The sequence below is a fragment of the Labrenzia sp. CP4 genome, assembly GCF_001579905.1.
Lineage (GTDB): Bacteria > Pseudomonadota > Alphaproteobacteria > Rhizobiales > Stappiaceae > Roseibium > Roseibium algicola.
Map to the genome: position 1 here is coordinate 4,438,207 of NZ_CP011927.1, position 20,214 is coordinate 4,458,420.

The 20,214-nt window shown below is 55.8% G+C and carries 16 protein-coding genes; 11 read left to right on the forward strand and 5 right to left on the reverse strand.

The annotated features are described in order from the left end of the window. The first annotated feature begins 19 nt into the window (after nt 1–19). Nucleotides 20–772: a DeoR/GlpR family DNA-binding transcription regulator gene (locus tag ACP90_RS20445; protein ID WP_145915812.1), complete on the forward strand. Its 753-nt coding sequence runs from the start codon at nt 20–22 to the stop codon at nt 770–772. 127 nt (nt 773–899) lie between these two features. Here the strand turns inward: ACP90_RS20445 and ACP90_RS20450 are convergent, their stop codons facing one another. Genes ACP90_RS20450 through mprF form a run of 3 tightly spaced genes read right to left on the reverse strand, consistent with a single transcriptional unit; the run spans nt 900 to nt 7,041 of the window. Then, nucleotides 900–2,288 carry an adenylate/guanylate cyclase domain-containing protein gene (locus tag ACP90_RS20450; protein WP_082809802.1) on the reverse strand — a complete coding sequence of 463 codons (1,389 nt, stop codon included), beginning with the start codon at nt 2,286–2,288 and terminating at the stop codon, nt 900–902. A gap of 21 nt (nt 2,289–2,309) precedes the next feature. Beyond that, nucleotides 2,310–4,394 (reverse strand): bifunctional DedA family/phosphatase PAP2 family protein, encoded by a 2,085-nt coding sequence (locus ACP90_RS20455; RefSeq protein ID WP_062489701.1) that lies wholly within the window; start codon nt 4,392–4,394, stop codon nt 2,310–2,312. A 4-nt stretch (nt 4,395–4,398) separates the two neighbouring features. Next, nucleotides 4,399–7,041: a bifunctional lysylphosphatidylglycerol flippase/synthetase MprF gene (gene mprF / locus ACP90_RS20460; protein WP_062489703.1), complete on the reverse strand. Its 2,643-nt coding sequence runs from the start codon at nt 7,039–7,041 to the stop codon at nt 4,399–4,401. Nucleotides 7,042–7,171: 130 nt separating this feature from the next. Here mprF and ACP90_RS20465 point away from each other — a divergent pair, with 130 nt between their 5' ends. From ACP90_RS20465 to ACP90_RS20495, 7 genes are all read left to right on the forward strand, one after another. Beyond that, complete coding sequence (locus tag ACP90_RS20465) at nt 7,172–7,555, forward strand: PepSY domain-containing protein (RefSeq protein ID WP_062489705.1); 384 nt, start codon at nt 7,172–7,174, stop codon at nt 7,553–7,555. 83 nt (nt 7,556–7,638) lie between these two features. Then, nucleotides 7,639–8,310, forward strand: coding sequence for a response regulator transcription factor (locus tag ACP90_RS20470; RefSeq protein ID WP_062489707.1), 672 nt, complete (start codon nt 7,639–7,641; stop codon nt 8,308–8,310). Next, nucleotides 8,307–9,668 carry a HAMP domain-containing sensor histidine kinase gene (locus ACP90_RS20475; RefSeq protein ID WP_062489709.1) on the forward strand — a complete coding sequence of 454 codons (1,362 nt, stop codon included), beginning with the start codon at nt 8,307–8,309 and terminating at the stop codon, nt 9,666–9,668. Before ACP90_RS20470 ends, ACP90_RS20475 begins: the two co-directional genes overlap by 4 nt. 453 nt (nt 9,669–10,121) lie before the next feature. Beyond that, nucleotides 10,122–10,793 (forward strand): LexA family transcriptional regulator, encoded by a 672-nt coding sequence (locus ACP90_RS20480; protein WP_062489710.1) that lies wholly within the window; start codon nt 10,122–10,124, stop codon nt 10,791–10,793. A gap of 567 nt (nt 10,794–11,360) precedes the next feature. After that, complete coding sequence (locus ACP90_RS20485; RefSeq protein ID WP_062489712.1) at nt 11,361–12,425, forward strand: tyrosine-type recombinase/integrase; 1,065 nt, start codon at nt 11,361–11,363, stop codon at nt 12,423–12,425. A gap of 890 nt (nt 12,426–13,315) precedes the next feature. Next, nucleotides 13,316–14,620 (forward strand): hypothetical protein, encoded by a 1,305-nt coding sequence (locus tag ACP90_RS20490; RefSeq protein WP_062489714.1) that lies wholly within the window; start codon nt 13,316–13,318, stop codon nt 14,618–14,620. 6 nt (nt 14,621–14,626) lie between these two features. Further along, the gene (locus tag ACP90_RS20495; RefSeq protein WP_145915813.1) at nt 14,627–15,418 is read left to right on the forward strand and encodes a hypothetical protein; all 792 of its coding nucleotides are present in this window, start codon (nt 14,627–14,629) and stop codon (nt 15,416–15,418) included. A 41-nt stretch (nt 15,419–15,459) separates the two neighbouring features. Here ACP90_RS20495 and ACP90_RS20500 read toward each other — a convergent pair whose 3' ends face one another. Beyond that, nucleotides 15,460–16,350 carry a PhzF family phenazine biosynthesis protein gene (locus ACP90_RS20500; protein ID WP_062491822.1) on the reverse strand — a complete coding sequence of 297 codons (891 nt, stop codon included), beginning with the start codon at nt 16,348–16,350 and terminating at the stop codon, nt 15,460–15,462. 95 nt (nt 16,351–16,445) lie between these two features. On the opposite strand from ACP90_RS20500, the gene ACP90_RS20505 reads away from it, so the two are divergent. Next, complete coding sequence (locus tag ACP90_RS20505) at nt 16,446–17,327, forward strand: LysR substrate-binding domain-containing protein (RefSeq protein WP_062489717.1); 882 nt, start codon at nt 16,446–16,448, stop codon at nt 17,325–17,327. A gap of 268 nt (nt 17,328–17,595) precedes the next feature. On the opposite strand, the gene ACP90_RS20510 is transcribed toward ACP90_RS20505, so the two are convergent. Continuing rightward, a complete protein-coding gene (locus ACP90_RS20510; RefSeq protein WP_062489719.1) occupies nt 17,596–18,495 on the reverse strand; it encodes a LysR substrate-binding domain-containing protein in 900 nt (299 codons plus the stop codon). Nucleotides 18,496–18,634: 139 nt separating this feature from the next. On the opposite strand from ACP90_RS20510, the gene ACP90_RS20515 reads away from it, so the two are divergent. Together ACP90_RS20515 and ACP90_RS20520 are read left to right on the forward strand one after the other, a co-directional pair. Further along, complete coding sequence (locus ACP90_RS20515) at nt 18,635–19,396, forward strand: class II aldolase/adducin family protein (RefSeq protein ID WP_062491825.1); 762 nt, start codon at nt 18,635–18,637, stop codon at nt 19,394–19,396. 34 nt (nt 19,397–19,430) lie between these two features. Then, the gene (locus tag ACP90_RS20520) at nt 19,431–20,150 is read left to right on the forward strand and encodes an HAD-IA family hydrolase (RefSeq protein ID WP_062489721.1); all 720 of its coding nucleotides are present in this window, start codon (nt 19,431–19,433) and stop codon (nt 20,148–20,150) included. The last annotated feature ends 64 nt before the right edge of the window (nt 20,151–20,214 follow it).

Here is a 20,214-nt window from a genome sequence, read left to right on the forward strand (position 1 = left end):
CGGACCAGGCAGACACATCATGGCTCCCAGCTTTCGCCAGCAACAGATCCTCGCCGTGCTTGAGGCGCAGGGCAAAACCGGCATCACCGAACTAGCCGAGCAGCTTCAAGTCTCTGACGAGACGGTCCGCCGCGATCTCAAGGGCCTGTCCGCCGACGGCCTCGTTGAGAAATTCTACGGCGGCGTGCGCCTCTCCTCGCCGAAGTCGGAACCGCCGTTCGAGCGACGCCTGCGCCAGGCTATTTCGGAAAAGGAAGCCATTGGTCGCCGCGCCAGCGCCCATATCCGCGAGGGGGCAACGGTAATGCTGGACAACAGCAGCACCGCCTGTTTCCTGGCCAAGGAACTGGCGCGGCGAGAGCCCATGACTATCCTGACGATCTCGCTGGAAATTGCCGGCATATTTGCTAGCGAAAGCGGCCGGCACCGGGTGATCCTGCCACCAGGCGAAGTCAGGGCCCATGACCGCACCCTGTGCGGCGCGGGCACGATCGATTATCTGCGCCAGTTCACCCCCAGCTATTTCGTCTGCTCCACCGTTTCCGGCTCACCAAGCGGATGTCAGGACTTCGACCTCTTCGAAGCGGATTTCAAGCGCGCCATGATCAGCCGGGCGGAGGAAGTGATCATGCTGCTGGATTCTAGCAAATATGACCGCTCCGGCCTCATCCACGTCTGCGACTGGCGCCAGATTGACGTCCTCGTCACCGACCGTGAACCCGCCAGCATCGACCTCAAAGCCGAACAATGCGACCTGGTCCTGGCGGAATGAGGGAGAGGACAACTAATAAAACGGCTGGCCGTCTCCATTTTTTGTCATAATCCTGAACTTCAAACTTGGTCTTGGCGCTTCCAGGGAAACAGTTTCATCTTTTTTAGGGAGTTACGCTTTGGGGAAATTAGCTCAACAACACCAAACGAAATCGTCGAATAGCGAGACAGATGCTGTGCCCCTTCATCTGGAGGTTTTCGCATCCAAATTCAGACAATCGAAGATTAGCCGGCGGCGAAGGCATCGTTGCTGAGGCCAGCACTTCCCCTTCCCGCGCAGCGCTACAAATTCGAGCAGCGATGTTCGTCGTTCGCCCAAGAATTGTTGAATCGGCCCGATCGCCTGCCTCTATGACAGCTTCAACGACTTCGCCATCGTGAAGTGAAATTCCTACACCACGAGCGGGTTGCAGTGCCTCAATCTGCGACAGTATAGCCTCCGCGGCTCTCCAAGCACGCTCGTGCCTGCTTTCGCCGTCGAAACGGGCCAGCAACCCGTCTCCGAGGAGCCGGTCTACGTCGCCCTGATGCTCCCGCACAGCGGCGAACCCTACTGCGGCGAGCTTTCCAACGAGATCTGCGGCGTCTTCCGGAGAGACGCGGTCAGCAAAGCTCGAAAAATCTCGTATGTCCATGAACATCACGGTGGTGTGGATCCTCCGGGCCTCGAGGGTTCCGTGCGCCACCTTCTGCCTTGTCTGTTCCGACACGAAACGCGCTATCGCGGATCTTGCTTCGTTGAGAGCGTTTGTGCGCCGGTCAATTTCCTGCTGAGCCCGCCTCACAAGCAGCAGCGCGGCAGCAACGACCATCACAAAAAGCGCAGCCAACCCACCAACCCACATGACTGCGTAAAATTGAGCAAGATTCTCCGCCGCGGAGGCCAGGTTGCGCGTCACGACGATAATCGGATCTAGTCCGGCAGCTCCTTCAACGGAGCTAGCTACGATCCAAAATACCGGATTGTCATTTTCCTCGCGCATCAGCACAGTGCCTGCGACAGACAAATCCTCAATTTCCGAGGGTGTCAAAGCGGCGCAAGGAGTTGTGCCGCCTTCGGCGATCAATTTGCCGCTGAGTGTAAGGATCGCAGCACACGCGATACCAAGCTCGTTTATTTCCGGAACGACAGCGTCGCTGATTTTTTGCCTGCTCGCGTCGCTTGAGACCCGTCCATTGAAAGCGTCTTGCATTGCCGTCAGCGCATGCGTTTCGGCAACCGAAACCAGAAGCTTGTGGCGAAGAGCCGCTTCGGAGATGAAAGCTTGTTCAACGCTCGATGAAATCACAAATCCAAAGGCGATGAGAAGACCTATCAGAACGGAGCTTATCGCAGGAAGAATGAAGACCAGAAAAAGTCTTTGAAGAGGAAACGGGCCTTCGACGACCGCGCCCTCATTCGTTTTTGTTTGACGCTTCAACGCCAGGAAGCTTCTGCGTTCTGAAGCTTTGCGCCCAAAATCTGTTCCGTCAGCGGATTTTCTTCCTGCGGCTCGAAACCGACCAAGTAGTGTCATGGATGTATCGGCCTTGTCGGATCAGGACAGGGAAAGAACGACGACATGCCGGCCCGCCGGTTGTAGTGACGGGCAAGGAGCCCCCGATCGTTTCACCGCGAGTGAGGTCTCGATCCGTGCTCCCTTTTGAACCAGACTTTTGACAACCATGTCCTGTGCGGCAGCGTCACTCCGAGTGCTGCAATTCAACGGTGGGGTTTCGTCTTCATCCCTTCCGGCTGTCGTAAGATAGGCGCGCAGTCCTGCTTCGGTTACGTAATTTGTGCGCCAGATCCGGACATGGACGCCTTTGTCTGCAAGCTTTGTTCGTTGGGAAGCTGCTTCAACAAAGCCCAGGTCATTTGGCTGTCCGCGCCAGAAGTGCGGAACGGTTTCGATTGTCGGGTCTTCCTGGCCGTCAACGACCGTCGTGAAAGCGTCGAACACTCTTCCCAGGGAAGGTGACGGTGAGGCTTTCCATCCTGCTCCCTCAAAAGCATGTTCCAGTGCAGATGCATCGCGCGCCAGCACCACAATCGACGCAAGTCTCAAAGGCGTGCCGAGGAGAGACTCGGTCATCTCCGAAAGGCCACTCAGCTTTTCTAGATCTTTTGGTGACGACAGGACTTGGTCCGTTACAGACGGAAGTGGAGCATTCCGCGGGTGGTCATACAGCCAGACATTACCACCGGCAACGCACCCCAGCAGGACAATCAGCCCGTATCCCAACTTCCAGCGCCATCCTTCGACAGAGGGCAAATTTTGACCCAGCTTTCTTGAAGTGAGCCATTCGCAGACAGCCACCGCGAACACCACCCAAAGAATGCCGACCAGCCAACCGTTCAGCACGTCGCTCAGATAGTGTTCGATCAGATAGATCCGGCTCCCTCCGATTAGAAATGCGATCAAGCCGGCGGCAAGAATGGCTGTCTCTGCGCGCAGCTTTCCTGCGCGCCAGATCACATACATGAGCATTCCATAAAAGCCGATGGAAGTCGCAGCATGACCGGACGGGAAACTGTTGGATGTCTCAAGAAAGAAGCCAAGCGGTGAACGCGGGCGCTGGAAGATCAATTTGAGCAAAGCCACCGAGACAGTGCTGCCGAGAACGGATATCAGCAATCCGGCTGCAAGAGTGTGACACCGTTGCAAGAGCAACCAGATCAGACCAGCGACGGTCAACGGCAAGACCGCTGTCCAACTGCCCGCAGCCGTGACCCAGGTAGACAGATTTATTAGCGCAGGCGACTGGAAGTGATGAATGAGTTCGGCAAGGCGCTTGTCGAGTTGCACAATCTGGCTGTCGTGCAAGAAATCCAGCACCGAATCCAGCCATACCACTCCGACATAAATGAAGATCGTGACAAGGATCGTCAGGGGAAGCCCTGTGAAGGTGTCTCTGGAAAGACGCTTTGCCAGCCAATCCATCGCCGCCGGATGTTTCGACAGAAATTGCCGAACGGCAGGTTGTTCAATAACCCTGCGCGTGACAAGCGACAGGAAAGTCAACGCCAGCGGTGCCAGGCGTACGAGGCTGAAAAGGATCCCCCAAAGGACCAGCAACAGCAGCAGGCAGACGGCGACGAGAACGGCCTGCCGGCCGAACGTATTGCCAAGCGATCCCAGAACATTGGCGACGACGAAACCGAAGCCGACATGGGCTAAGGCGTAAGGAAAGCTACCCAGAATATTCCAGATCGCGAATTTGCGCCGGTCCATTCCTGCCATTGCCGCAGCAAGCGGAACCAGGCCCGCAACGGGGCCGAGAAACCGTCCGAGAACCAGAGCCAGACCACCGCGACGAAGAAACAGGTTTTGCGCCCGTACAAAGGCTTTAGAACGGCTAAGCTTGTCTTTACCCGGCACGCGATCCAGGGCGACACGCCCAACCCAGAAGCTGACTTCTGATCCGAGCACAGATCCGATGGCGACGAACCACACGAGATCGAAGAAGTCCAGCAGGCCGCGTTGGACCAGAATTCCGCCTGCGTCGACGATTAGCGTTCCGGGAACAATGACGCCAGTCAGGAAAAACGCTTCAAGCGCTGCCGCCAAGCCTATCAGCCAATAACCGAATATGCCCAGAGATTGCAGGGAAGGCAGAAATTGATCGACGGTCAGAAACATGAGATCACTTGGAATGCGGGTTACGGGGTATCGCAGACGTGAGCAGCGCAACATCGCCCATCGCAACGAGCGCAAAGGCGTTGGGTGGAAGAGCAAGGTAGCGCGGACGCCAGTTCGGATGGAATTTCTGCTTGAATGCCCGCAAGCCTTCAAAATTGTAGAAAGCGCCGCCATTGCGGTAGATCATGCGTCCGACGCGGTTCCATGCACCGGAATAGAGATTGTCCGACAGGCCTGCGAGTGGCGCGAGCCCGAGGTTGAATTCAAGCGCACCTCGATCCCTGTAGGTCTCAAGCAGACGCAAAAACATATATTCCATGATGCCGGAAGCCTCATCAGGCAGATAGCGCATGAGATCGATGGTCAGATATTTCCCGTCGGAAACGGAGAGAATGTTAGCAAAGCAGATCTCATGATCTTCTTTTCGCACCACGGCGATGTCAAACTGGTCCAGATAGTGCTTGTCGAACCGTCCGAGTGAAAATCCCTTTTCACGGCCTGCTTTTCCGGAAAGCCAGGCATCGGAGATCGTGTGCAGTCGCGCCAAGAGCCGGTCATCGTGAGGAGGCTGAATGATTTCGAGCGTGTAGCCCTCTCGTTCTCTCTTGTGAAGAGCAGCACGCATTGATTTGAAACGACTTCCCGAAACAGAGAAATCCGGAAGCTTGACGACAGCTTCTTCCCCGATCTTGTGGAGCGACAACCCCAGCTCGATCCAGAGGGTGAGGTGCTTTGACCCCACCTCATAAAAAAATGGAGTGCAGTTTGCGCGCCTCGCGCCTTCCATGAAGGCATGACAGAGATCTCGAAACTCCGCTTCAACTCCGACGGGATCTCCCAATGCAATCCAGGACTTGCGGTACATTCCGTACATTATGAAGGAGTTGCCGGAATCAGAGAAAATGAATTGCTTGTCTCCACTCTGACTTAGCCAGGCCTGTGGATCGTTCGACTTGGCGACAAGGCTAGCAGCCCGTTCCCGGGAGACTGCGTCCTGGAGCGGCGTGGATTTCAGGCTGGCAGGCCGCGTCAACAAGAAGAGGACGAAGAAAAAAAGCGCAGCTGATATCGCAAGACCTGCGCGCAAAGCGCGTGGCGTGTTGGAAGCCTGTGAGAATTCGGTCCAAAGATCGTGAGAGTAAGGCACCGATTTATGGATGTAGAAAAAGAATGTCGCAGTGACGAAGGCGACGCCTGCCATCATCGTCAGCCACTTCGGTTCAAAAACCCCTTGCGTCAAATGTCCGTGTCGATCGAATGCCTTCCGAAACGGTAAGAGGGTGAGCGCGCCCAGTGCAAGCACACTCGCATTCTCGAGATCGAAATCGTTCAAAAGCGCCGCGAACGCCGCGACCCATAAGGTCAGCAAGGTGAACCAGTACGCCGCGGAGACGCGCCTGGCGAGACCGTGCGATAGAATGAGCAGCGTAATACCTGCTGCAGCAGTCAAAAGGGTTCCGCCTTCCAAAAGGAGCGCTGCCGTCAGGTCCTGCTCCGCGATGGCGTCCAGACGCACTGACGGTATCATCGTTACGAGAAGCAGGTAGGCTCCAAAGCAGAACACCACCGTTGCTACCAGGCCGGGAGACATGCCGTGCATCGTTCTCAAGGCAACTTGCATCGGCTCTGAAGCACGCTCGAAAAAGCGGCTGCCGAGGCCGGAAACAGTCCGCAGCTCGTTCAAGGCAACGAGCAGAAATCCGAGAGCAAAGGGAACGATATAGTAGATAAGCCGGAACAACAGCAGCGCCGCGGCTGCTTCGCTCGCAGGCACCGAGGAAGGCAGGGAACCGAGCACGACGGTTTCAAAGACACCTATTCCACCTGGCACGTGGCTAATCACACCGATCATGGTCGCGGCCGCGTAGATCGCCACAAATGTTGAGAAGTCGGGTTTGCCGGCCGGAAGCAACACCCACAGCGCAAATGATGCGGCAGCAACGTCAATAAGCGTTGCCAACAACTGGCCAGCCAGGTCAGCCGGCGGCGGCATACGCAATTCGAACCCGCGGATCTTGAGATGGTGTTGCCCGAGCGAACTCCAGAGGATGATGGCGACCGACCCGATCACAATTCCCCCTGAAGCAAAGCGTACGGCGTTGCCGGAGTAAGGGAGATAGGCAGCAGCGGCGCCAGGGTGCAGAGCAAGTGCAGCCAGCCCGATCAAGGTCAACCCGGTTCCAAGTGCGATCGCAATGTAGGCGGAAACGGTACCAACTTCGAAGGCGTTTAACCCAACCGCTGAATAGATACGGTATCTGACGGCTCCGCCTGAAATGACACTAACGCCGATGGTGTTGCCGAAGGCATACCCTAAAAAACCACCGAGCGCGACAATACCGGGCTGAACAGGCTTTTCGATATAACGGAGAGCAAACCAATCATATGCGATCAGTGCCGCATATCCGACGAACGTCGCGGTGAATGCTGCTGCAAGAATGCTTACTGGCATTACGCGCAAACTTGCCCTGACCTCTGCCGGATTGACGTGCTGCAACAAATGAAACAGGGCCAGAACGCCCAAAACAAACAAAAGGCCGCCGAACACCAACGGAAGAAAATTGCGAATAGCTTGCAATCTGTCCTGTATCACTTGTGATGCCCCGATTTCATCCAACTTCGCTTGCGGACAGGTTGGTAGCACCATCAAAGATAGGCTTCGAGATCAAAGTGCGGTTCTTACAGATTTGTAAAAAGCCGGAAAAGTACTACGGGACGCTGATCCTTAACTGTAGGAGGCAGGCAAACGGTCCTGCTCTATAGAAAGGAACTGACCAATGATTACCAAGTCCATGATTGCCCTGCCGGTCGCGCTGCTCGGCGCGCTTCCCTTTGCCGCGTCGGCGGAAAGCATCGATGCTTCGGAACTGGGAATGCTCCATGGAGCTTCCGTAAGCCTGCAGCAGGCCGCAGAGCTTGCGGTGAAAGCCCATGACGGGCAGCTTGCAGCCGTTACCTTCGGCGACGAAGACGGCCGGGCAGCTTATGAGGCGATCGTGATCGGTAATGACAAGGAGCCCTGGACTGTTCTGGTCGATGCCAACAACGGCGAGGTCTTCGCGTCAGCGAAGTCTTCGGATATCAAGGATCATCAGGACGGCGGCGCTGCGGAGGAAGATGATGACGACGGTCAGGCGGATGGGGAAACCAACGACGGCTGACCGGCTTCAGTAAGCTGACAGCTATTCGACCCGGCCTTGCAAAAGGGCCGGGTCGGCAACTTTGAGGAAACGCGCGTACAGTCATGATGATACTCTTTGTTGAAGACGATACGGAAACAGCGACCTATGTCTCCAAAGGGCTCACGGCGGAGGGACACGTGGTCGACCATTTGAGCGACGGCAAAGAGGCGCTCGTGCAGGCGATGAACAGCGACTATGACCTGCTGATCCTGGATCGCATGCTGCCTGGCCTCGATGGGCTCTTGTTGTTGAAAGCGTTGCGTACAGCAAAGATTGAGACACCCGCAATCCTGCTGACGGCGATGGGAAGTGTGGATGACAGGGTCTCCGGACTGCGCGGCGGCGCTGACGACTATATGGTCAAGCCTTTCGCATTTGTGGAGCTTCTGGCCCGTATCGACACGATCATGCGTCGCCCCACATTGCGCGACGAGGTGACGGAACTTGTTGTGGGTGAACTAAAGCTGGACTTGCTGAAGCGGGAGGCGATGAGATGCGGACAAGTCATCGAACTCCAGCCCAGAGAATTTTTGCTGCTGAAGCATTTCATGGAACGACCGGGGCGCGTACAGACCCGGACCGTCCTGCTTGAAAGCGTCTGGGGATTGAAATTCGATCCCAAGACTAGCGTTGTCGAAACCCACTTGAGCAGGCTGAGAAACAAGATCGATAAACCCTTCGACAAACCAATGCTCGTGACCTTGCACGGCGTCGGCTACACGCTCCAGCCATGAAACAGTCTCTCTCCTGGTCAATGCGCTTTGCCTTGGCATTGCTTGCAGTCTTCGCAATTGGCAGCCTGTCGGCCGGAGGTCTTTCATACCTTCTGCTGTCACACGAGCTGGAACAGAGGCTTGCCGCAGATGTGAAGGCGACAGCCGAAGCGCTTGCGCTGATCGCCGGCCAAGGCGACCGGATTGATTTGCTGGAACAGGTGGAGGCGCACAATTCGGTAATTAGGGACGGGTCTGCGCTGGTCGGCTTTGTCGACGCCGAAACGGGCGCAGCTTACGGCAAGCTCAGGATAGAGAGTGTATTTGTCGGTCCGCGCCGGCTCCTCGTCGGTCGTGATATTCCAAACAACCTTGCGGAAATCGCCGAGCCACCGGAAGCCTACCTCGCATACGGCTTGCAAACAGACCTCGGCTGGCTTTTTGCCGCGCGTGACGAAGCCTGGGTGACGGAAAGCGGCGAGATACTTGTCCAGACCGCAGCCTGGGCTCTGGGAGCAGCGCTGCTGTTGTCTTTCATTCTGGCCGTTGTCATCGCAAGACGGAATGAAAGACGCGTCCGAAAAATGGAAACCGTGCTGGAGGCGGCCGGCGCCGGGCGGCTGGACATCCGGATTGACGACCGCGGTGACGACGACCTCGCCGTGCTCGCCATGCGTGTCGATCAAATGCTCGCGAGGCTCGAAACCGGAGTGGACGCGATCCGGCAAGTCTCAACTGACGTCGCCCACGATCTTCGCGCGCCTTTAGCGAGACTGAGAATGCGCCTCGAACCACAGGCACTCTCGGAGAAAGTGCCCGAAGAGATCCGTTTTGAAATCGGCTCCGCTCTCATCGATATCGATGCCATATCAAACACGTTTGACGCTATCTTGCGCCTCGCACGGCTTCAGTCGAAGACCGTCGATTTCAATCCGCAACCGGTCGACCTGAAGGCACTCGTCAGAGACACTTGCGATATCCTTGAACCGACAATTCAGGATGCCGGGCACAGGCTTCAGCTTGAATTGCCGGACGCAGACGTTGAAATCCTTGGCGATGCTGATCTGATCGTGCAAGCCCTGACCAATCTCGTCGACAATGCGCAACGGCACTGTCCGTCACCTGTGAAGATCATTGTCTCACTCGAAAAATCCAATGGAGGAAGCAGGCTCGTCGTCTCTGACGATGGCCCCGGAATTCCATTGAAAGATCGTGACAGAGTGCTGGAACGCTTCGTTCGCCTCGACAGCGCGCGGACCGTCGCCGGTTCCGGACTTGGACTCAGTCTCGTGGCAGCAATCGCACATCTCCATTCCGCAAGGCTGTCACTTGATGACAACACGCCGGGTCTCTGTGTTTCGATGGAGTTCCCGAAATAAGCAAGCTTCAGGCTATTTTCTTCGGAAGCGAAAAGCACTTGGGTTGGACATACGCCACCTCTGGAACCGCGACGGATTTTGTGTGACCTGGACGAATGACCACTTACCGGTTGCGCTGCGAACCGGTGAACGTCTGATTTGGGGACGCGAAGCAGACATCGATGTTTACGCCGATCAACATAAACGCTCAGTGAGACCAGAGTCTCTCGACCAGATCAGATAGGCATCTGTCAAAACATAGTTTCTCAATACCGCAAAGGCGATGGCTCAGTTCGTATTTTAGCATTTCCGCTAGCCAGATACCCCCAACCTACGAAACGCTCAATTTCACCCACTGCTTTGCAGCGGCAAAAGGACAATCTATTTATGGGTCCGCCCACCGACTCGGCTAGTCTGATCGAATTGGGTGTTTCGGCCTAATCAATTCGAGAACAAACGACCTAACAACCCGACATGTCTTGGCACGAACGGATCATCAAAAGACGCAAACTGCTCGGGTACTCTAGAGCTGCACTCGCACGCGCTGCCGGTGTCAGCTACGACAATCTGAACAAATATGAGCGTGGCGAGGTTGATCACCCGCGCGGTGACACGCTTGCAAAAATCGCGAATGCTCTCGGCACTACTGAAGGCGCTCTTTTGTTCGGCGATTTGATCGAAATGGCCGCGATAAAGCGCAACGGCACGACAGTCCCTATCTGCGGCGAAGTCGCAGCTGGTCTGTGGATGGAAGCTGACTTGTTTGAAGGGGAGCGGGGCGCACGATCGACTGTTCTGGGCGATAGCAGATACCCGACGGAATTGCAGTACCTTCTTACCATCAAGGGCGAAAGTTTGAACCGTGTCGCGCGTGATGGCGACCTGATCCTTTGCCTCAATTACGCGCAGGCAGGCATCGAATTGCAGTCAGGCGACCTTGTTGTCGTTGAACGCACACGTGACGGTGGACAGACAATTGAGCGAACAGCGAAACGTCTCGTTCAATCAGCCGACGGATTGCAACTTCACCCGGAATCCAACGACCCACGATTTCAGGACCCGATCGTCTTCAACGAGGGGGATGAAGAAGTTACTCAAGTGAGGATCGTTGCCAAGGCTCTCTCTATCCTACGTCTCTTGCCTTGAATTAAATTCCAATAATTCTCTGCAGGTTTGAGAGGGAGGGTTCCAAAAAGCCAAAGGCCCCCCTACCCCCTATGGAAAACCATAGAAGGCAGGGGAGCCTCTGGCGTGTCTGCTGGCCCGAGCCGGGATGGGACACAATTACCAGGGAACCTCTCGGTTAACCCGTCCTCTGTTTCTGGCGGCACCTTAGGACTTACGACCCCCGCGCCCGCAGCTTTCATCCAGCAGGGAGTTGCACCCCGTCGCCGCGATAATCGACGGCTATCGGGATTGTGGATTGCGGTCAACCTAAAATTGGATTTTAATTCCTATTTCTGGAATTATCTGATTAATGGAAATTGAGATTTCAAAATGGCATCGAGATCGGACATTCATGACGACAATTCCCAAGATCCTTGAAACTGGAAAGACGCCGGGTCAGTGGGTGCAAACTTTCTCTGAATTCGGGATCGAGATTTCCGAACGCTCGCTGAAGGAAAGAGCACGGCAAATTGGTGCCTTCTGCAGCCTTGGCAAGGCTCTTTTGCTTAAACCAGAACATATTGACCGGATATTTGAGGAAACCACATGCCGCTCGAACTCTATAAGCGTGGCCGAAAATGGTGGGTCAGAGGCCGCACCGATGGCATTGACGGCTACATCAACAGAAGCCTTGGAACATTTGACCCGGCGGTCGCAAAAACAAAGCTCAGGGAAATTGAGAGGAAAGCGCAACAACGTGCGCTCCTTGGATCAGATGCGCCTTCGGAAGCAGACGAGCTGACCTTTGCAAACGCCGTGATACTCTATGACGCAAAGCCGGCGGATGCCGGCTACCTGCTGAAAATCATTCCGTTTCTTGGACCAATGCGTGTCACGGACATCACACCTAAGCTGGTGCGCGATTTGGGCAGAAAACTCTATCCCCTCGCTGCTTGCGATACGTGGCGTCGTCAGGTTGTGACACCCGTTTGCGCCGTCATCAACAACGCCCACCAGGAAAAAGGGACAGCTCTTATCCGGGTCAAGGCGTATAACGCCCTGGAGCGGCAAACACAGGGCGAGAAGCGTGGAAAGCAAAGCCGTGGCGAAAAAACTCCCGGGTCCTGGGAATGGCTGACGGCCTTCCGTGCACACGCCAACCGATACCAGGGAGCCCTTGCCTTTTTCATGTTCACGACGGGCGCCCGCATATCCCAGGCAATCGAGATTGAACCTAGACATCTTGATCTGCAAAACCATCGATTGCTCATGCCGGCGGCAAAGGGGCACCAAGAGCAATGGGTCAGCCTCATGACCGAGCTTGTCGTGGAACTGGCAAATCTGCCGCCTCGCAATGACCGTGTTTTCGGCTACCAGCAGCGTTGGGGCGTATACAAGGCTTGGAAAACTGCCTGCCAAAATGCTGGGATCGAGTATATCCCACCCCATGCTGCAGGACGTCACGGGTTCGGAACCGAGCTTGTCGTCCGCCAGGGCGTGGACCCGCGTACTGCTGCTGACATGGGTAGATGGTCCAGTCCAAAGATCCTGCTGGACACTTATACCCATTCAGCCAAGAGCACAGCATCCGTTCATGAGGCTTTTCGGCGTGGCAAGCCAGAGGCGTTTTCCGAACCTGTCAGGTCAGTCAGAACCATCAAAAGCAAGTAATCCGGTCCTTCCGCTGAAAAACTGAAGCATCCACTCTGTACGTCATAATCTCTCCACGCGCCTATTGAAGGGGTTCGGTACTCATTCGACCGTGTGGTTGCGATGATGGAGATGTTCACCGGTCCAAACCACGCAACGTGTTCAAAACGCTGCAATGGTTATGCGTAGAGCGGCGATCGTTGCCTGGCAGAACAACCAACAAGCACCGATGTCCTCACACGCATTCTGCGGACTGCTATGCGGTGATGAATGGAACAAGATTGACCAGCTGCTAATGGACTTGTTGACGCCTTGCGATTGCACTCAGCACAAATCAGTTTAGCGCCACAATGGACGAAGCTTTCTTTACGGACGGGAAATCTTCAAGGGATTGGCTATGACTGACCGCCTCGCCTCTTCGCAGAGCACCTCTGCACGAAGTACCAAAAGCCCCGTCAGCGCTTAGTTTGATACGGCGAGACAAAATTTTCATGGTTTGTTCAGGCTGCTGACTGACGCTGAATTTCCGCTGATCTACAAAACCAAAACAGCTGCAACGACCTACAACTAGGAAGCAATTGAACCCATTTGGATTTCTGTAATCAGGCCACGCTTTTGGTAAGGGAGAGGTCGAGAGTTCAAATCTCTCCGGCAGCACCATTTCACATTTCTTCCCGCAAAAGACGCTAACACCCTGAATGGTAAGGCAATTTCTGGCGTTCTACAGTCCTCGTTTTGGGTGTATTCCAAGCGCTCATCAAAAACCAATCTGAAGACTGTTTTCAGTAACTCGACGGCGCATGGGCCTTCAAGGTTCTTCCTTACGTTCCATTGCCGGAATAACGCCGCAATGCTTGGTTTTATGGGGTAAAGCCCTAGCTAAGCTGCTTGCGAGCTTGTGAGGAAATGCGATGAATGAGAGCCAGACGAAATTGACTGCTGCGGAAGCAAAAGGCCTTCGCACTGCCAAGGAGCTTGAAGCTCATCTTGCTTGGCTGGAAACCTTCACACCTGCAGCGCTCGGCGTTCTGGCAATCGCTTCCGGTATCTACACCTACCTGGGTGTGTCCTCTCTGCTGGAGGATACGGGTGCGATGAGTTTCTTCGCGGCGGTGGCCTATTCCGTCGCCGTGTCAGTCGGGATTTTCGTATTCTGGAGCTACATGCTTCGGCTCATGCCCGCGATGCGCAGTGCGGCGGGTTTCATCGGGCTTTCGGTTTCAATGCTTGTGGGGTCGGCTGCAATCATTGCCATGTCGAGCTGGCTCAACGCGGCCGCGCTTGCAGGCTCAGCTGCTGTCGAACAGCACCTGGATACGACAGTCCGCGACTACCAGGCGGCTTTGGAGCAGGCACATGAGATCGCCCTTTCGGGCCAGGCTCTCGGTCGCGAGGTTCAACGTGCAAAGGAAGCATTCGAAGCACTCGCCCAACAGGAACGCTCCGGCGAGCTCTCAGGCACAGCGGGTGAAGGCGCAGTCTTTCGAGTTCTGACGCAAAAAACAGAAGAGCTCCAGAACCTTGAGGAGCAGATTTCAGAACAAAAGCCACTGATCGACTCCGCCTTTGCCCGGGGCAACGAAATCCTTGGGCGCATGCGAGCCCTGACGGTTGCCCCCGGGCCGGTTGAACAAAGGTCGGTCGCGTTTTCGGAGGAAAGCGTGCGTCTTGCCGGCGTTATTGCAAACCTGAACCAGTACTCCGTTGCACCGCTCGTCGCTCGAGCCGCCGAGGACCTGCCTGCATCTGTTGTTCTTCCCGAACTTGATGGCCGAAACAGCAGCGTTCGGGACGCTCAATCAAGCACCATCGCATCCGTGTTGAACGCCCTCGACCAACGCAGCCAGACCCTGCGGCGCGCAGCCGATGAAGTGCTGGCGTTGGAGCCACCACAGGAGACGGCCTATAATCCGATCTCAAGCGCCGACGCTGTGATCAGGTACGCAGGCAACTTTGTCCCCTCATGGGCTGGTGCTATCGCGATCGACCTCCTGCCCGCCGTTCTGGTCTTTGTGGTCGCAATCACCCAGGCATCGATCCGTAGCGGCCGGGATGGGCTGAGCATCGAGGAAACCCTGACGCTCGCAGACCTCAAGGCAGCAATCAATGCGATGAAGGATGTCGAGGCTTCGATGGGTGCGGCAGACAAGGAAGTCTTGCGCCGTGTCGCAAATTCGGAAACTTCCGAGCCCGCAAACCTGAATGCCGCGGAGTAGCACGACGTGTTTCCCGAGCGCCTTGATACGTCGCGAATAACCATCCAGCGCAGCCTGAAGTGGGTTTTGGTCGCCCAGGCGATCCTGGCAGCCTTGTTGGTGCTCTCGCATCTGCAGGCTCAATGGACCCCGGGGGGTGGCGGCAACGATGCATTGCCGTCCGGACCCACGACACCCGGCGATCAGGTGAGACACTACGATCCATCTCGTAGCTTTCCCGACTTCATGCGGACACCCGCCCCGTCGACTTTCAAAATTCCGGGTGACATGCCTCCCAGGCTTCAGTTTGAAGTGATCGACAGGGGCGAATTGGGTGAAGCGATTTTCCTGAAGGGCCGGATCTCATCTGGAGACGCCGAACGCTTTACGAGCTTCCTGGCCGGCCTGGAAGAAGCCCCCAAAGTGGTTTCACTCCATAGCCCCGGTGGCAATGTGAGTGAGGCATTTGAAATTGGTCGTAGCCTGCGTGCAGCTGAGCTGGATACCGCCATGCTGCCTGGTCTGGTGTGCCTTTCGTCGTGTCCTTACATTTTTGCAGCCGGTGTCAATCGTTCAGCCTCCAAGGATGCTGCCGTCGGCATGCATCAGCACTACTATGACACCCCCGGCTACATGCCTGTTTTCCTGGCGGTGGAAGAGATTCAGTACGGCCAGGGGAAAACGATGGAATACCTGATCGAGATGGGTATCGATCCAGGCCTGATGGTCCATTCTCTCAATACGCCCCCCAAGGAAATCTACATCCTGGTTGAAGATGAGCTTCTCGGCACCCGGCTCGCGACGGAAATCCTGGACTGAGCGGCGATCAGCAGAGGTCGGGTCTGAGCCCGCTCCAAAAGCTACAGATGCAATTGGCCCGTGGCAGTGAGCACAGCGGAACCGGTCAGCTCAACAGCGTCGGGGCGCACGAGAAGCCGAATATGGCTTTCCCTACCCATAGAAACTCCCTGTACGACCGTGAACGTTTCTTGTCCTCCAGCACCGCTGCGGTTGGCCAATAGCCACCCCAGTGGGCCTGCGGCGCTTCCTGTTGCCGGGTCTTCCCGAATGCCTACCGTTGGATTGAAGAAGCGAGCATAGGCTTCCCCTCTCTGTTCACCAGATGTCGTGAAAACATAACATCCTTGCGCACCGGCATGCTCCAACAACGGAAGAAGCATGGAGGCGTCAGGCTCCGCCCGGTCAACTTCGTCGCGGGAAACGAGCCTGACGAGCATATGCGCCGCACCCGTGGAGACCACAACCGCTTCCTGCGGCCCAAGGGCCGGTTCAGTCTTGTCGAGCCCCAGTGCTTCGGCAAGCGCCTGCAAGTCCCCGACGTCGCCAATACGGCGCGGCATGGCCTGAGACAGGGAGACAGTGACCCGTCCATTTTCCCGTCCGATCGAAACTGGAAGAAGCTCGTCCCCCAATTGCTGAACAAACGAGGTGCGTTCACCTAGTTGACCCGTTTCTGCCAACCACCACCAGACACCTAGTGCGTTATGGCCGACACCAAACACTTCGTCTCCGGTCGGCGTAAACGATCTAATTCGAAAGTCCGCAGAAGCCTCTGTAGGCGCCAGGACAAATGATGTCTCCGATAAATTGAATTCAACGGCAATCGCGCGCATCGTGTGCTCGTCCAGGTCATCCGCGTCTGGAACCACAGCAAGAGGATTGCCGCGCAGCGGCCTCTCGGCAAACACATCGACGATCGCATACTGTTGAATTTTATTCGTGATATTCATTTTCATTCCTCGCTGTTTCGCGACGAATTCACTTGAATACGTAGGATTTTACAATCTAATCTATTTCAACAGTATTGAGAAAAATTGCAAACGAGATGCCACAACCGTCTCTAAAGTCACTACAGGCAGCGGAAGCAGTAGGCCGTTTGGGCAGTTTGTCGCGGGCGGCATCGAGCCTCAACGTGACGCCAAGTGCGGTGAGCCACCAACTACGTCTGCTTGAGGCGCAACTCGAGGTAACGCTGTTCGACAGGACGGATACGGGCTTGGTTCCCACCGCGAAGGGCAGGTTGCTTTTGCCAAAACTCACGGAAGGGTTTCAGGTGATTTCGGACGGGTTGGCCGAGATAAGCGCCAAGCCTCGACCCTTGCTTACCGTTTCGTGCGGTCTCGCTTTTGCCGCGCGTTTTCTGGTGCCGCGTCTGGTGAACTGGAACGCGGAACATCCGGATACAGAGATTCGGCTCGTCACCACCAGCCGACTGGTCGATTTCGATCGGGAAGACATCGACATAGCCATCAGATTTGGCAAAGGCGAGTGGCCGGATGTGAAAACCGAAAAGATCGTGGACCAGTCGATCGAACTCGTCTGCGCCCCTGGCCTCAGCAAAGCACTCCTTGCCCAGGCAACAGCCTCCAAGGTTCCGCTCATAGTTGATGAGCAAAGCCTTGTTTCCTGGGCCCAATGGTCTTCCAGTGTAGGCGGCAAGCATTTCGATCCTTCGCGACACCCGGTGGTCCGTGTGCCTGACGCGTCACTATCGTACGAGGCCGCCGTTTCCGGCCAGGGCTTGTGGCTGGCATGGCCAGTTCTGACGCGTGACGCCGTTGCCTCCGGCATTCTGGTGAGACCAGACATTCCGAGTTGGGATGCAAATCTCGGATACTGGGCTGTATCGACAGCATCGAGATGGCGCCGGCCTCAAGTCAGGAAATTTCGCGCCTGGTTGCAACAAACCTGCGCAGCGGCTGTTTGAGGCAGTGGGCATTTCGACAAACCAAAAATGTCGCTGATCTCAATGAGCAGTGCCGATCAGCGAATATGCGCAGGACACGTTTCCGAATGCGGTCATGACGAGCTCCATGTTGCAAGACCACTGTTCGGAGAGGCAATGACAAGAATGTCCACTTTGCTGACTGATACTTGCATCGGAAAAAAACGCGTCGGCTGACAGAGACTGCCCAGGGACTGCCGTCAGTTTTCCGATGGGCACTTTGAGCTGGCCTTGGCCAGAGCAACAAGCGTTATTTGCCGGAAGAGACGTCAGCGACGCAGCGGTGGAGATGTCGAGCCAGCGTCGTCGCTGCTGCTTTCGCCTCCTTGTGTTTCGGTCGAACCAGATGGAATGCGCCATCTGGAAACAGCGGCAGGTCCCGGAACACCGCGAGCTGCCCCTGCCGCAACAGGTCGCTTGAATTTGAAACCCATCCCAGCATCACTCCCATCCCGGCAATCGCAGCCTGGGTGGCCTGAACATAGTTGCTGAACGTCCGGTTGCCCTGCCCGCTTCCGGAAAGGCCCATAGCTTCGAAATATTGATCCCACCTCGGCCAGCATTCATCCTCAGCCTCGACATGCAATAAAGTCGCCTTTGCCAAATCGCCGTTGCCGAGACGCATCAGGGCGTCCGGACTGCAGACTGGTATCAGGCGCTCGCGAAACAGAAGTTCGCTTTCGCCATCGGCCCAGTCTCCGGAACCATAGCGAATGAGTAGATCCGTTTCGGAGGCAAACTGCGGGATCAAGTTCGTGGTCGAGACTTTCACGGTAATTTCGGGATGCTGGTTATAGAACTCGGCGAGACGCGGCATCAGCCAATAGGTGCCGGTACAGATGGTACATGCCACTGTCACTATATTTTGGTCGGCACTTTCCAACGCCTTTATATGATCCACCGCCCGCCCGATCTGATCGAATCCGCTCGAAACTCCCTGAAGCAAGATCCGTCCGGCTTCCGTTAACGCGGCCGGCCGGACCCGGCGATCCAGTAACTTTGTTCCGACGTGGTCCTCAAGATTTCGCAGCGCCTGGCTGACCGCGGGTTGGGTCACGTTCAACTCCGCAGCGGCGTTCTGCACTCCTCCAGTGCGCAGAACCGCTTCGAAGGTCGTGAGAAGACGAAGTGGCGGAATCTCGCGCCTCATCTATATAACCTCATGGTTATGCTGGATTAGAATTTACCACCTTCCAACTATATGATTTTTTTGAAAAAATTAAAGCACCGAACAAAAAATTGCTTTCGAAATTCAAACTTGCATAAGCAGAGAGATGTTGATGAGCGAGATGGTTTCCCCTACCCCAACCATGGAATTGAGCGCTGCCCAGGTTCAGTCCTTGCGGATAGATCTGGCAGCAGCTTTTCGACTGACCGTTCTGTTTGATTGGCATGAGTCCGTTGGCAACCACTTCAGTGCCGCGGTTTCCGCGAATGGGACACGCTTTCTGATGAACCCGCGCTGGCATCACTTTGGCGAAATGCGAGCGAGCGACCTTATTCTTCTCGATGCGGACGACGCGAGCGTGATGTCCCGACCGAATGCGCCCGACCCTTCCGGCTGGACTATCCATGGAGCAGTGCACCGTCAGTGCCCTGACGCCCGTGTCCTGCTGCATTGCCACCCGCCCTATGCCACTGCACTTGCAAGCTTGTATAATCCGGAAATGCTGCCCATTGACCAGAACACAGCGCGTTTCTTCGGAAAACTCGGTGTCGACCTGGATTTCGGCGGGATCGCCAACGATGAGGAAGAAGGTGAGCGACTGGCTGCCGCATTCCAAAACAAATGCGCTCTCCTCATGGGAAATCACGGCGTCAGCGTTACCGGCCCTACAGTCGCGGAAGCATTCGAAGAACTGTATTTCCTGGAACGCGCGGCCAAGACCCTCGTTCTCGCTTATTCAACGAGACGTTCGCTCAGTATCATGTCCGACGACCTGGCGCAGAAGACAGCCGACGGCTGGCTCCCCTACAAAGACCAGGCATTTGCGCATTTCGACTATCTGAAACGGCAACTCGACAAAACAGACCCGTCCTATCGCGACTGACAGGAAACAACCTTCTTGAAAATGGAGAGCTTGAATGACGAAACCTGAGGTTCTGTTCTTCGACGTTCTGGGAACGGTCGTCGACTGGCGCGGCAGCATTGCCGCAGAGGTATCCTCCTTTCTGGCGCGCAACAACGCAGCGCACATTGACGCCGGCGCGTTGGCCGATGCCTGGGTCGGACGATATGACAGTTCTGTCGAACCTATTCGCCGGGGTCTGCAATCCTTCGCCACTTCGGACGTGGTCAACTTGTCTAATCTGGAAGGCACACTGGAGGAATTCGGGTTGAAAATCTCCGAGTTGCCTCACGCAGAATTGGTCCACCTTAACCAGGCATGGCATCGCCTCAAGCCGTGGCCCGATTCCGTGAAAGGAATATCCAACATGAAGGAACGATTTGTCGTTGCACCGCTGTCGGATGGGCACACGAGACTTCTGGTGAACATGGCAAAACACGGCGGCTTGCCATGGGATACAGTCGTCGGTGCGGATATCTCGCGAACTTACAAACCAATGCCGCAAGCCTATCTCCGCGCCTGCGAGGTGTTGGGGGTAAAACCTCACAATGCGATGCTGATTGCCGCGCACGACGACGATCTACGTGCCGCACGTGAATGCGGTTTCAAAACAGCCCTCGTCGTCCGCGAGAACGCACGAGATCCGTCTAAAACTGGCGAGCCCGGGTCGAACGAAGATTGGGATTTCAGCGTAGGCAATCTGATCGAGCTCGCAAATATCCTTTTGGCGGCCTAAATCCCCCCATGACGACGATCCGAAACGGCCGGAAAAACGGGCATCTGCAGCCTTGTCGGTCCGT